The organism is Patulibacter medicamentivorans, from assembly GCF_000240225.1.
Taxonomy (GTDB): Bacteria; Actinomycetota; Thermoleophilia; order Solirubrobacterales; family Solirubrobacteraceae; genus Patulibacter; species Patulibacter medicamentivorans.
On record NZ_AGUD01000129.1, the window covers coordinates 1 to 12,062 of the forward strand.

The window sequence follows — 12,062 nt, forward strand, 5'->3', positions numbered from 1 at the left end:
GGCCGGCGCGGCGCCGTCGACGGCCGCCGTCGCGACGGCGGCGGGATCCGTCGCGGAGGACGGCTCGGGGGCGCTCTCGACCGCCGGGACCGTCGCGGCCTGCGGCTCCCGCGGGAGCTCGACCGCGCGGCCGGCGACGACCAGCAGCACGCGGTCGGCGCGGGCGGCGAGCGTCTGGTGGGCGGTGCCGAGCAGGTCGACCCAGCGGCGGGTGCCGCGGTCGCCGGCGATCGGCGCCATCCCGGCCTCCTCGCCGACGACCACGGTCAGCGCCTCGCGCGCGGTCGCGGCGTCCGCCAGGTCCTCGACCGCCCGCTGGGCGGTCGCGATCGCCGCGGCGCCGTCGATCGCCTCGGCCGGGTCGGGCGCGACGCCGTCGTCCGCGAGCAGGCCGGCGTCGTGCAGGATCCCGGCCAGCCAGGCGCCGAGCCCGTCGAGCAGGACGGTGTCGGCGCCCGCCTCGTGGATCGGGGTCGCCAGCTCGGGGCGGCCGGCGAGTTCGATCGTCGGCCAGGCGGCCGGGCGTCGCGCGCGGTGGGCCGCGATCCGGGCGCCGTCGCCGCCGTTGCCGCTGGGCGCGGTCGCCAGGTAGCGGACGGGTCCGCCGCTCGCCGCGGCCAGCCGCTCGGCGACGGCGCTCTTGCCGGAGCGCGTGCCGCCGAGGACGAGCACCAGACGGGGGGTGGTCATGGTCGCGGGGGCTCCTCGATCGTCTGATCGTCGCGGTGGTACAGCAGGGCGTGGATCGCGGCGACGGTCACCGGGGTGCCGCCGCGCTCGCCGCGGTTGGTCAGGCACGGTACCCCGCTTCGGGCCAGCGCGGCCTTGCTGTCGGCCGCGCCGACGAAGCCGACCGGCAGCCCGATCACCAGCGCCGGGCGGACGCGGCCCGCGGCGACCTCGTCGAGGAGGGCGAAGAGCGCGGTCGGCGCGTTGCCGATCGCCCAGACCGCACCGTCGGGGTGGTCGGCGGCCGCGAGCCCGAAGGCGGCGGCGGAGCGGGTGCTGCCGGTCCGCCGGGCGACCGCGGCCGCGCGCGGGTCGGCGAGCGGCACGATCGTCTCGCGGGCGGTGATCCCGGCCGCGGCCATCCGCGTGTCGACGATCAGCGGCGCGCCGTCCAGCAGCGCCTGGCGGCCGGCGCGGAGCGCGTCCTCGTCGAGCACCAGGGTCTCGGCGAAGGCGACGTCGGCGACCGAGTGGACCGTGCGCTCGGTGACCGCGCGGCTGAGCGGCGGCAGGCCGGAGGTGTCGATCCGCGAGCGCAGGATCCGGTAGCTCTCGACCTCGATCGGGTGCGGGGCGCGGCGGGGGGCGCCGGACGCGGTCCGCTCGGGAGTGCCGGGGAGGAGGCCGGACGCGGTCGGCGCGGCGTCGCCGAGGACCTCGGCGATGGCGCAGGTCGCATGGGCGCTGCGGCGCTTGGCCACCAGCAGCCGGGCGGCGAGCGGATCGCCGTCGCCCGCGACCAGCAGCGCCGCCGCCTCGGCCACCGACGGCGTGCCGACGGCGGCCGCGACCACCGCCGAGGGCGTCGGCACGGCGACGGCGGCCAGCGCCTCGCCAGCGAGGAAGCGGGTCGGCACCCCGAGCGCCCCGGCGGCGTCGAGCACGGCCGGCTCGTCGGCCTTGACGTCGGCCGAGGCGAGCGCCACCACGGCGTCGCGATCGCGACCGGCCTCGCGCAGCGCGTCGTCGACCAGCGCCAGCAGCTCGTCGGACGGGCAGTCCCGGCTGGCTCCGACGCCGACGACGATCGCCGCCCCGACGCCCGGCTCGCTCGTGCCACCTACGCGCATCGCCCCATCATCACGGGTCGCGTTCCCGGCCGACGAGTGGCGGGGTGCGGGCGCTCGCGACCGAGGGCGACGACCGGTGCGCGTTTGGCGCCTAGAGGTGTCGAGCGCGCACCGGAAGCGCGAAGGTCGCCCGGCTCCGCCCGGGCACCACCGGTCGCCGTCTGGCAACGTGTCGCCTCGTGACCGACGACGCCGAGACGCCCCGCCCCGCCGTCCACGCCCAGCGGCTCTTCCGGCTGCCGTCCGACGCCCGCGAGGTGATCCTGGTCCGCCACGGGGCCTCGATGGCGCTGGTCGAGGGTCAGGCGTTCCCGCTGACCGAGGACGGGCACGGCGACCCGCCGCTGGCGCCCGAGGGCCACCAGCAGGCCGAGCGCGTCGGCGAGCGGCTGGCCGGCGAGACGATCTCGCGGCTGTTCGTCACCAGCCTCACCCGCACCCACCAGACCGCCGCGCCCTACGCCGCCCGCAGCGGCCTGGAGCCGGAGGTCGTCCACGACCTGCGCGAGGTCCACCTCGGCGACTGGGAGGCCGGCGAGTACCGGGCCCGCGTCGCCGCCCGCGACCCGCTGGTGCTGAAGGCGTGGATGGAGGGTCGCTGGGACCACATCCCCGGCGCCGAGACCAACGAGGCGCTGGCCGAGCGCACGCGCCGCGGGCTCGACCACGTCTTCGCGTCGCTCGAGCCGGGAACCGTCGGCGTCGCGGTCGTCCACGGCGGCGTGATCGCCGAGCTCTGCCGGCAGGTGACGGGCAGCGAGACCTTCGCCTTCATGGGCGCCGACAACACCTCGATGACCCGGATCGTCGAGCTGGGGTTCGGGCTCCGGCGGCTGCGGAGCTTCAACGACACCGCGCACCTGGACGGCCTGAGGACCGAGGAGCCGCTGGTCTAGCGGTCGCCCGCCCCGACGGCGGTCGCCCGCCGCGCCGTGCCGCGGCTACTGCCGGCCGGGCCGGCGCCCGACGAGGATCGCGGTCGGGTTGGTCGGCTGCAGCCGGTGCGACCCGACGAAGGGGCGGATCCGCGACGCCTGCAGCAGCGTGCCGTCGGTCTCGAGCCCGGCCGCGGCCAGCCGGTCGAGCGTCGGCCCGATCCGCTCGACCGTCGCCAGCGTGACGACCACCGCGCGGTGGGCGCGCGTGGCGGCGGCGTCGACGATCGCGTCCAGCTCGCTGCCGCCGCCGCCGACGAAGACCGCGTCGGGGTCGGGCAGGCCGGCGAGCGCCTCGGGCGCGTGGGCCCGGAACGCGGCCAGCTCGACCCCGTGGTCGGCGGCGTTGCGGCGGGCCAGCGCGACGCCCTGCTCGTCGTCGTCGATCGCGATCACGCCGGCCCCGAGGCGGGCGCACTCGACCGCCACCGAGCCGCTGCCGGTGCCGATGTCCCAGATCAGGTCGCCGGGGCCCGGGCCGAGGTGGGCGAGCGCCGCGGCGCGGACCTCGCGCTTGGTGATCATCCCGTCGCGATGGGCGAACGAGGCCTCGGGCAGCGCCCACGACGTCGCCGCGCGCGGTGGCTGGAGCGCCGTCCGCTGCTCGGCGACGGGCCGGTCGGGCGACCACGCCAGGAGCACGTTGGGATCGGCGAAGCTGCCGCCGGCGATCTCCTCCGGCGACCCGATCGTGACCCGCTGGTCGGGGCTGTCGAGCCGCTCGCAGACGGCGAGGCGGCGCTCGGGGGCGCCGGGGATCCGCTGGTAGGCGCAGGCCAGGAACGCCGGGTCGCAGTCCGGTGCGGTCAGGACCGCGACCTTGGGGCCGGCGATCAGCGCCGCCAGGACCGACGAGACGCCGTCCCGGCCGCGGGCATGCGCCGAGACGATCCGGGCGTCGTCCCACGGCAGCGCGACCCGCGACCAGGCGCGGGCGACCGAGGACGGCGCGGGGTGGACGACGATCCGCTCCGCCCCGACCCGCCGCGCGAGCGTGCGGACGATCCCGAACCAGCCCGGGTCGCCCGAGGCCAGCACCGCGACCGGCCCGTCGTGGCGGGCGATCCGGTCGAGCACGGGCTCCAGCGGTGCAGTCAGGGCGACCGTCTCGGGCGGCGTCCCGCGGGCGTCCAGCAGCGGCTGCAGCGCGGCCAGCGGCTGGATCCCGCCGGCCACGAGCGTCGCGCGCTGGAGCGCCGCGGCCGCCTCGGGCGTCGCGGGGTGGTCGCCGGCCAGGCCGACGACGTGGACGGTGGCGCGGTCGTCGCTCACGGACGGCACATGATGACGAGCGTCCGCTTCCGGTCAATCGCCGGTGCCGCGGGCGGGCAGGCCGGCGACGGCCGCCTCGGGGCGGGACTCAGAGCGGCTGGCCGCGCTCGTCCCGCAGCTTGCCGCCGCGCTCGCCGTCACGGCGGGCGGGGACGATCACCGTCGACAGGTAGGGGCCGCGTCGGTCGCCGCGGTCCTCGGCGCTGGAGACGTCCTGCCCCTCGACGCCGAGCAGCTCGCCGTAGACGGCGTCCTCCAGTCGCCCCTCCTCGGCCAGGATCTCGCGCACGCGGGGCATCCGGCGGCCGCCCTTGTAGGCGACGACGGTGTCGGCCGTCCGCAGCGCCGTCCGCAGCGCCTCCTCGCCGGCCGTCAGCGGCAGCAGGGTCAGCGACTCGTTGCCCTCGGTCAGGATCACGTCCGAGCGCGACGCCAGATCCTGCATCGCGGTGATCCCGGGCACCGTCTCGACCGCGACCTCGGGCACGAGCCCGCGGACGGTGTGGGCCATGTAGGTGAAGGTCGAGTAGACGTTCGGGTCGCCGAGCGTGCAGAAGGCGGCGGTCCCGCCGGCGCGGACGATCGCGGCGATCGCGGCCCCGGCGCGGTCCCAGTTCTCCTGCCGCAGCGAGGCGTCGCGCATCGAGAAGCCCAGCCGCTCGACCTTCGCGGGGTCGACGTGGGGGGCGACGACGCGCTCGGCGCGGCCGACCTCGCCCGCCGCCTCGGTGACCGGGACGAACACGCGGTCGGCGGCGGCCAGCGCCTTCAGCGCCTTCAGCGTCAGGTGGTCCGGGTCGCCCGGTCCGACGCCGATGCCGATCAGGGTGCCGTGCGCTGTCGTGGCCACGCGGCCCATCCTGACGGGCGCGGGCGGGGCGTGCGGTCAGACGGCGGCGGGAGCGCCGTCGAGCTGCTCGCCCAGGACCCGCCGCTGGGTCGGCCGGGCCTCCGCGTAGCGGGCGCGGCCGTCGTCGCTGATGCAGGCGTAGACGCCGCGCCGGTCCATGTCGCACATCGTGCGGCACAGCAGCCCGTCCTTCTCCAGCCGGGCGACGACGCGGGTGGTCGCGCTCTGGCTGAGGTGGATCTCGGAGGCGAGCTCCTGGATCCGGAGCTTCTCGGGGGCCTCGACCAAGCGCTCGAGGACCTCGAACTCGCTGACCGACAGGCCGTGCAGATCGCCCAGCTCGCGATCGAGCGCGCAGGTCGCCGCCGCGTGCTGCGCAAGCAGCCGCCGCCAGGCCTGGACCGTCGGGTCATCGCTCATCGCTCATCGCTCATCGCTCATCGCTCATCGCTCATCGCTCATCGCTCATCGCTCATCGCGCGGTGAGTATACCACTTCCGCCGCAGTAAATGCGTTCACAAAAGATGCGCACCAAGCTTATGCATCTGCATATACTTCTCGGCCATGTCCCACAGTCCCGTCCCGACGCCAGGGGGTGGTGCCGTCGCCGACGACGGCACCACCCGGCGTCCCGAGTCCTCCTCCACCACCACCGATGGCGCCGACGGCGTGATCACGTCCGAACGCTGGGGCGGGTCCACCTGGGCCGCGCTGATCGTGCTCTGCGGTGCCCTGTTCCTCGACGGCCTCGACGTCTCGATGGTCGGCATGGCGCTGCCGTCGATCGGCGGCGACCTCGGCCTCTCGGCCGGCACGCTGCAGTGGATCGTCTCCGGCTACGTGCTCGGCTACGGCGGCCTGCTGCTGCTCGGCGGCCGCGCGGCCGACCTGCTCGGTCGCCGCAGGGTCTTCCTCGCGGCGCTCTGGATCTTCGCCGGCGCATCGCTCCTGGGCGCGGTCGTCGACGACGGAACCCTGCTGATCGTGACCCGCTTCATCAAGGGCGTCGCCGCGGCGTTCACCGCGCCGGCCGGCCTCTCGATCATCACCACCAAGTTCGCCGAGGGCCCCGCGCGCAACCGGGCGCTCTCGATCTACACCGCGACCGGGGCCAGCGGCTTCTCGCTCGGCCTCGTCTTCGGCGGCCTGCTGACCGAGGTCGGCTGGCGCTTCACCTTCCTGGTGCCCGGTCCGCTGGCGGTGCTGGTGGCGCTCGCCGCGGCCCGCTTCATCGCCAAGGACGCGCCGTCCGAGGACAGCCACGGCCACTACGACCTGGCCGGAGCGGCGACCGTCACCGGCTCGATGCTGGCCCTCGTCTACACCGTGGTCGAGGCGCCGATGCGCGGCTGGGGCGACCCGCTGACGCTGATCGGGTTCGCGGCCAGCGTCGGGCTGATGGCGGCGTTCGTCGCGATCGAGCAGCGCACGGCCCACCCGCTGGTGCGGCTCGGCATCCTGCGCTCGAAGCACATCACCCACGCCAACGTGACGGCCTTCACCGTCTTCGGCGGCTACGTCGGATTCCAGTTCATCGGCACGCTCTACCTGCAGGACGCGATGGGCTGGTCGCCGATCGAGACCGCGCTCGGCTTCCTGCCCGGCGGCCTGCTGGTCGCCTTCGGCGCTCCCCGGGCCGGTGCCCTGATCGACCGGATCGGGACGCCGCGGGTGATCCTGATCGGGATGTCCGCGTTCGTCGTCGGCTACCTGCTGTTCCTGCGGGCCGGCAGCAACCCGTCGTTCCTGTCGCTGATGCTGCCGACGATGCTGCTGGTCGGGGTCGGGTTCGCGCTCTGCTTCCCGTCCTTCAACGTCCAGGCGACCAACGGGATCGAGGACCACGAGCAGGGCCTCGCCTCCGGCCTGGTCAACACGAGCATGCAGATCGGCGGCGCCGTCGTCCTGGCGCTGGTGACCGCGGTCGTCAGCTCCCGCGGCGGCGGCGAGGGCACGGCCGGCGCCGACGGGGTGCTGGATGCGCTCCACCCGGCGACCCTGCTGGTCAGCGGCGTGGCCCTGATCGGCGTCCTGTCGACGCTGGCGGTGCTGGCGCCGCGGCTCGGCCGCCGGCGCGAGGTCGCGCCGGCGATCGGCGCCGACTGACCCGGCGTCCCGCTGGCCCCGGTGACGTTCGCCGGGGCCAGCGGACGCGATCCGACGCTCGCCCGCGCCGATCCGCCGCACCCGGAAGGGGCGGCGGGGCGCGGCGGGCAGCGGTCAGGCGCCGCGGAAGCTGCCCTTCATCATGCTCGCGTGCGGGTCGCACACGTAGCGGTAGGTGCCCTTGCGGATCCGCAGCGTGAACGTCGTCGTGCCGCTGCCGCCGACGCTGGTCCTGCGGTTGACGCCGGGGCCGGTCAGGTGGAAGTTGTGGATCGACGAGCGATCGCTGATCCGGAAGCGATAGGTCGCCCCGGCCTTGAGGGTCCGGACGGTCTTGCCGCCCCGCTTGAGCGTGATCGTGAAGCCGGGGCCGACGGTTCCGGTCACGGTCGGGGTCGCGGCGCTGGCGACCGACGGGGCGGCGAGCGCGGCGAGCGCGACGGCGAGGGCGATGGTCCTGCGAGCGGGCATGGAGCCTCCTGGATCGACGAGGTGATGGCCGGAAGCGGCCGTCCCAGGGAAGGACGCGCGGACGCCGGCGATCCTTCCCGGCTCCGTCGATGCCGCGGTCGCCGCCCGCTCCGAGGCCGCCTCGGCGACCGCGGGATCAGCCGCCGGCGGCGCGCGCCAGTCGCACCGGCGCCTGCGGATAGGCGGCCCAGTGCGTGTGCAGGTAGCTGGCGTGGACGCTCGGCCCGGCGATCCCCTCCGGCCGCTCGCGACCGCGGGCGCGCAGGGTCCACGCCGCGGGATCGGAGGCCTCGGGGGTGCTGGTCGAGTAGTGGAACTCGTGTCCGCGGACCTCGTCGCCGGCCCGCCACAGCGGCGAGTCGGCGCCGGCGGTGGCCTCGCGGTACCCGAGCGACAGCCGCTTCCCCAGCCGCCCGACCCCGTCGAGCACGCCGCACATCGCGTGCCCGTCGAGCTCGCGCCCGAGGTACAGCAGCCCGCCGCACTCGGCGACGACCGGCCGGCCGGCGGCGGCGTGGGCGGCGACGGCGGCGCGCAGCGGCTGGTTCTCGGCCAGCGCCGCGCCGTGCTCCTCGGGGAAGCCGCCGCCCAGGTAGAGGCCGTCGCAGGCCTCCGGCAGGGCCGCGTCGTGCAGCGGGTCCAGCGGCACCAGCTCGGCCCCGGCCGCCTGCAGCAGCTCGAGGTTCTCGCTGTAGCGGAAGCTGAACGCCGCCCCGGCGGCGACGGCGATCCGCGGAGCGCGGGCCGGCGGGTCGGGGACGGCGGCCAGCCCGCCCCCGTTGGCGATCCCGGCGATCGCGGCGACCGGGTCCCAGGCCTGGCCGCTGAGCGGTGGCGCCGCGCGGGCCAGCCGCTCGAGCGCCTCGAGGTCGATCTGCTCGGCGATCCGCGCGGCCAGCACGGCCAGCGTCTCGCGGGCGCGGGCGTCGCGCTCGGCGACCGGCACCAGGCCGAGGTGCCGCGACGGCGCCACCAGCCGCTCGTCGCGGACCAGGGCGCCCAGGACCGGGACCCCGATCGGCTCCAGCGCCTCGCGCAGCAGGTCGGCGTGGGCCTCGGAGCCGACCCGGTTGAGGATCACGCCGGCAACGTCGACGGCGAGGTCGTAGTTGCGGTAGCCGAGCACCAGCGCGGCGACCGAGCGGGCCATCGCGGCGGCGTCGACGACCAGCACGACCGGGCTGCGGGTGAGCTTGGCGACGTGCGCCGTCGAGGCCAGCTCGCCGCGGCCCGAGGCGCCGTCGAAGAGGCCCATCACGCCCTCGACGATCGCCAGGTCGGCCGGCTCGCGGTGGCCGATCGCATGGGCCAGCAGCGGCGAGATCAGCTCGGGGCCGGAGAGGAACGCGTCGAGGTTGCGCGCCGGCCGGCCGGTCGCCAGCGCGTGGTAGCCGGGGTCGATGAAGTCGGGTCCGACCTTCGCCCCCTGGACGGTCAGGCCGCGGGCGCGAAAGGCGGCCATCAGCCCGCTGGCGACCGTCGTCTTGCCGGCGCCGGAGGTGGTGCCGGCGATCACCAGGCGGGCGGTCATGCGGACACCTCGTTGCGGCGGCGGAGCCAGATCTCCAGCAGCGGGTCGACGATCGCCGGGCCGTGATCGCCGACCTCGACGTGCTGGCCCTCGCGGGTCAGCCGGCCGAGCGCGTCGGCGAGCGTCGAGCGCGGCATCCGCGAGCGCTCGGCGACCGCGTGGCTGGTCGGGGGCAGGCCGTCGGCGAGGGCGAAGGCGACGGCGCGCTCGGGCCGGTCCAGCTGATCCCAGACCGTCGCGTGGGCGTCGGCGGTGTCGTGGAGGGCCAGGTCGAGCGACCGGGCGGCGAGCGCGCCGGCGTCGCCCTCCCCGTTCCCGACGTCGAGCAGCTCGAAGAGGTGGTGGGCGAGCAGCATGGTCCGTTGCGGGTGGCCGGCGCCGAGCGCGACGATCTGGGCCGTCGCGTCGCCGCCGTCGAGCTCGTGGCGGCGGAGGGTCGCGTCGATGTCGCGGGCGGTCTCCTCGGCCGGCAGGCGGCCGATCGCGATCGGCCGGGCCTGGCCGTAGAACGGGCGCTCGCGGTCCTCGAACAGCGCCCGCATCATCGTCGGCGCCGAGCCGGCGAACAGGTAGCTGACGCGGTCGCCGTGGTGCTGGATCACCGACCGCAGCAGGCCGTCGAGATCGCGATCGGCCGTCAGGACGTCCTGGAACTCGTCGAGCGCCACGACCGTCCGGTCGCCGTCGTCGAGCGTCGCCGGCAGGTCGAGGACCTCGGCCAGCAGGTAGCGGGCCTGCTCGTCGCTCGGCGGCTCGGTGCGGGCCGGGCTGAGGGTGACGGCGATCCCGGCGGCGCCGATCGTGACGCCGAGCCGCTGGGCGATCCGCGCCAGCGCGCCGCGGGCAGCGCCGCCGAACGGCTGGTAGGCCCGCACCAGGCGGACGCAGACGTCGGTGACGGTGCTGACGCGCGACAGGTCGACTCGCGCGACCCGGTGCCCGGTCGCCGCCATCCGCGCCAGGTGCGCGTCGATCACGCTCGTCTTGCCGAACCGGCGCGGCCCGGCCAGACGGACGGTGACGCCGGTCGCGACGGCCCGCGCCAGCAGGTCGAGCTCCTCCCGCCGGTCGATCAGCGAGGCCGGTGCCACGGGTCCCACGAAGCGGAACGGGTTGGTCACGCCACGAGCATAGTTGGTACGGAAGATCCGTACCAACTAGTCCGGATGATCCGTACCTCGCGGTGCGGGACCCCCGGACCAGCGCGGACGGCGTCAGGCAGCATGCCCGGGGGTCGGGCTCCACGGACCCGCGACCACCGGCTCGTGGGCCGCGCCCCGCTCGGTCATCCGCTCGGGGCCGCTGCGGCCGATGCCGGGACCCCACAGCACCGCGGGCACCGGATCGGCGGTGTGGCGGCCGGTGCGCGGGTCGGCGCCGTGGTCGGGGCAGACCGCGAGGGTCGCGCCCAGGTCCAGGGCGACGCCGGCCAGCGGCGCCAGCAGATCGCGGTCGAGCAGCTGCAGCGCCCGCGCCTTGGCCCGCGGATCGCGGGCGTGGGCGGCCTCGTCTGGCGCTCCGACGTGGACGACGACCGTCGCGGTGCCGGTCCGCAGCAGTCCGACGGCCGCGCGGGCCTTGGCGGCCAGGTCGCTGCGCAGATCGCCGGTAGCGCCGCTCGGGTGGACGGTCGCGGCACCCATCAAGCGGGCGATCCCGGCCGCGGTGCTGCGGGCCGCGCAGACGACCGTGGTGTCCTCGTCGAGCAGCGGCGGCGGCAGCGCGCCGTCGTCCCACAGCTGCAGCCGCGGCTCGTCGGCGGGGTCGTCGACCCCGGCCACGCCGCTGCCGAGGCCGACGCTGACGAGGTCGCGCCGGTGGGGCAGGATCGGCTCGGTGTGGGCGAAGACCACCAGCCGGTGGCCGCTGAGCCGCTGGACGTGCAGCGCCTCCTGGCCGCCCGACCCGCGCAGCAGCGAGAACGCGGCCTCGCCCAGCTCGGGCCACGGCCGGCCGTCGGCGTGGCGGACGTCGATCCGGTGGACGACCGCGCCGTCCGGCTCGCGCAGGCCGTGGGCCGCGGCGTCGATCCGCCCGCGCGAGAGCGGCCGCGGCCGGCCGTGCGCGTCGTGGTCGGGGATCCAGCCGAGCAGCAGCGGGATCCCCGTCTCGCTGCCCGCGTGGAGGCCCTCGGGGGTCACGGCGACCCGCCGCACCGACCCGCGGCGCGCGATCGCGTCGAGCGCCAGGGTCGGGGTCGCCTCGAGCGTGGTCGGGGGATCGCCGGCGGCCGGCGTCGCCTCGGCGAGGCCGTCCGGGATCACGAGGATCCGCTGGCTCATGCCCCCGCCTCGCCGGTCGCGCGGTTCACCACTCGATGCCCTGCTGGGCGCGGATGCCCTGCTTGATCGGGTGCTTGACGTTCTGCACCTCGCTGACCAGGTCGGCCAGCTCGATCAGCTTCGGATCGGCGTTGCGGCCGGTGATGATCACGTGCTGGAAGCCGGGGCGGTCGCGGATCGTCGCCACCACCTCGTCGACGTCGATCCACCCCCAGTTGATCGGGTAGGTGATCTCCTCCAGCAGCAGGAACTCGTAGCGGCCCTCGGCGATCCGCCGCCGGACCTCGGCCCAGCCCTCCTTGGCGATCTCCTCGGACTCGGTCATGTCGCGCTGGATCCAGGTCCAGCCCTTGCCCATCGTCTCCCAGTCGATGGTGCCGCCCTCGCCCGAGGCGGACAGGACCTCGGCCGCCTTGCGCTCGCCGACCTTCCACTTGCCGCCCTTGACGAACTGGAAGACGCCGCAGCGGTAGCCGCGGGCCCACGAGCGCTGGAGCATCCCGAAGCTGGCCGTCGACTTGCCCTTCCCGGGCCCGGTGATGACCGCGACCAGCGGCACGTCGCGCTTCTTGCGCCGGATCGGCTCCGCGCTGCCCGCGTCCTCGGGGCGGTGCGGCAGGTCGGCGTCCGCGTGGCGCTCGGCGGCGTCGAGCCCGGGCGGCCGCGACGGGTCGGCCGCGGTCGCGCCGGCGTCGGGGGTGGGGGCGGGAGCGTCGCTCATGCGGGTCCTTCCGGTCGAGGGAACGTGGATGCCGGCTCGCCCCCGGCCCGGGGCGCCGCCACGGTCCGGGGCTGCGGCTCGCAGCCCGGCGGCGG

General features: G+C 76.2%; 12 protein-coding genes and 1 pseudogene. 2 read left to right on the top strand and 11 right to left on the bottom strand.

Going from position 1 to position 12,062, the window contains the following annotated elements; translation table 11 throughout:
* The 3 genes and pseudogenes from PAI11_RS09930 to PAI11_RS28470 form a co-directional block, all read right to left on the bottom strand.
* Nucleotides 1-690 (bottom strand): bifunctional adenosylcobinamide kinase/adenosylcobinamide-phosphate guanylyltransferase (locus PAI11_RS09930; RefSeq protein WP_050897187.1); only part of this gene is annotated, 690 nt, incomplete at its 3' end.
* A complete protein-coding gene (locus tag PAI11_RS28465; protein ID WP_040599627.1) occupies nt 687-1,292 on the bottom strand; it encodes a precorrin-8X methylmutase in 606 nt (201 codons plus the stop codon). The genes PAI11_RS28465 and PAI11_RS09930, both read right to left, overlap by 4 nt.
* Nucleotides 1,293-1,400: 108 nt before the next feature.
* A pseudogene (locus tag PAI11_RS28470) lies at nt 1,401-1,799 on the bottom strand (cobalamin biosynthesis protein); the annotation flags it as partial.
* A 179-nt stretch (nt 1,800-1,978) separates the two neighbouring features.
* On the opposite strand from PAI11_RS28470, the gene PAI11_RS09940 reads away from it, so the two are divergent.
* Nucleotides 1,979-2,695, top strand: a complete 717-nt coding sequence (locus tag PAI11_RS09940) for a histidine phosphatase family protein (RefSeq protein ID WP_007573823.1) — start codon at nt 1,979-1,981, stop codon at nt 2,693-2,695.
* A gap of 45 nt (nt 2,696-2,740) precedes the next feature.
* Here the strand turns inward: PAI11_RS09940 and cbiE are convergent, their stop codons facing one another.
* The 3 genes from cbiE to PAI11_RS09955 all read right to left on the bottom strand — a co-directional run bounded on the left by cbiE (nt 2,741) and on the right by PAI11_RS09955 (nt 5,276).
* Nucleotides 2,741-4,006 (bottom strand): precorrin-6y C5,15-methyltransferase (decarboxylating) subunit CbiE, encoded by a 1,266-nt coding sequence (gene cbiE, locus PAI11_RS09945; protein ID WP_211656574.1) that lies wholly within the window; start codon nt 4,004-4,006, stop codon nt 2,741-2,743.
* A gap of 88 nt (nt 4,007-4,094) precedes the next feature.
* Nucleotides 4,095-4,856: a precorrin-2 C(20)-methyltransferase gene (gene cobI, locus PAI11_RS09950; RefSeq protein ID WP_007573827.1), complete on the bottom strand. Its 762-nt coding sequence runs from the start codon at nt 4,854-4,856 to the stop codon at nt 4,095-4,097.
* A gap of 36 nt (nt 4,857-4,892) precedes the next feature.
* Nucleotides 4,893-5,276 carry a MarR family winged helix-turn-helix transcriptional regulator gene (locus PAI11_RS09955; RefSeq protein WP_007573829.1) on the bottom strand — a complete coding sequence of 128 codons (384 nt, stop codon included), beginning with the start codon at nt 5,274-5,276 and terminating at the stop codon, nt 4,893-4,895.
* 144 nt (nt 5,277-5,420) lie between these two features.
* On the opposite strand from PAI11_RS09955, the gene PAI11_RS09960 reads away from it, so the two are divergent.
* Nucleotides 5,421-6,962, top strand: coding sequence for an MFS transporter (locus PAI11_RS09960; protein WP_007573830.1), 1,542 nt, complete (start codon nt 5,421-5,423; stop codon nt 6,960-6,962).
* Between the two features lie 114 nt (nt 6,963-7,076).
* Here PAI11_RS09960 and PAI11_RS09965 read toward each other — a convergent pair whose 3' ends face one another.
* From PAI11_RS09965 to cobO, 5 genes are all read right to left on the bottom strand, one after another.
* Complete coding sequence (locus tag PAI11_RS09965; protein ID WP_007573831.1) at nt 7,077-7,433, bottom strand: cupredoxin domain-containing protein; 357 nt, start codon at nt 7,431-7,433, stop codon at nt 7,077-7,079.
* Nucleotides 7,434-7,569: 136 nt separating this feature from the next.
* The gene (locus PAI11_RS09970) at nt 7,570-8,964 is read right to left on the bottom strand and encodes a cobyrinic acid a,c-diamide synthase CobB (protein ID WP_007573833.1); all 1,395 of its coding nucleotides are present in this window, start codon (nt 8,962-8,964) and stop codon (nt 7,570-7,572) included.
* A complete protein-coding gene (locus PAI11_RS09975; protein WP_007573835.1) occupies nt 8,961-10,085 on the bottom strand; it encodes an AAA family ATPase in 1,125 nt (374 codons plus the stop codon). The genes PAI11_RS09970 and PAI11_RS09975 overlap by 4 nt, the downstream gene beginning before the upstream one ends.
* Nucleotides 10,086-10,178: 93 nt before the next feature.
* On the bottom strand, nt 10,179-11,246 hold the full coding sequence (locus PAI11_RS09980) for an alkaline phosphatase family protein (RefSeq protein WP_007573837.1): 1,068 nt from the start codon (nt 11,244-11,246) through the stop codon (nt 10,179-10,181).
* 25 nt (nt 11,247-11,271) lie between these two features.
* Nucleotides 11,272-11,967, bottom strand: coding sequence for a cob(I)yrinic acid a,c-diamide adenosyltransferase (cobO, locus tag PAI11_RS09985; protein WP_007573838.1), 696 nt, complete (start codon nt 11,965-11,967; stop codon nt 11,272-11,274).
* Nucleotides 11,968-12,062 lie beyond the last annotated feature (95 nt).

Coding starts and splice junctions, on each gene's coding strand:
- PAI11_RS09955 (WP_007573829.1), bottom strand. CDS start 5,276: ATGAGCGATGACCCGACGGTCCAGGCCTGGCGGCGGCTGCTTGCGCAG.
- PAI11_RS09960 (WP_007573830.1), top strand. CDS start 5,421: ATGTCCCACAGTCCCGTCCCGACGCCAGGGGGTGGTGCCGTCGCCGAC.
- PAI11_RS09965 (WP_007573831.1), bottom strand. CDS start 7,433: ATGCCCGCTCGCAGGACCATCGCCCTCGCCGTCGCGCTCGCCGCGCTC.
- PAI11_RS09970 (WP_007573833.1), bottom strand. CDS start 8,964: ATGACCGCCCGCCTGGTGATCGCCGGCACCACCTCCGGCGCCGGCAAG.
- PAI11_RS09980 (WP_007573837.1), bottom strand. CDS start 11,246: ATGAGCCAGCGGATCCTCGTGATCCCGGACGGCCTCGCCGAGGCGACG.
- cobO (WP_007573838.1), bottom strand. CDS start 11,967: ATGAGCGACGCTCCCGCCCCCACCCCCGACGCCGGCGCGACCGCGGCC.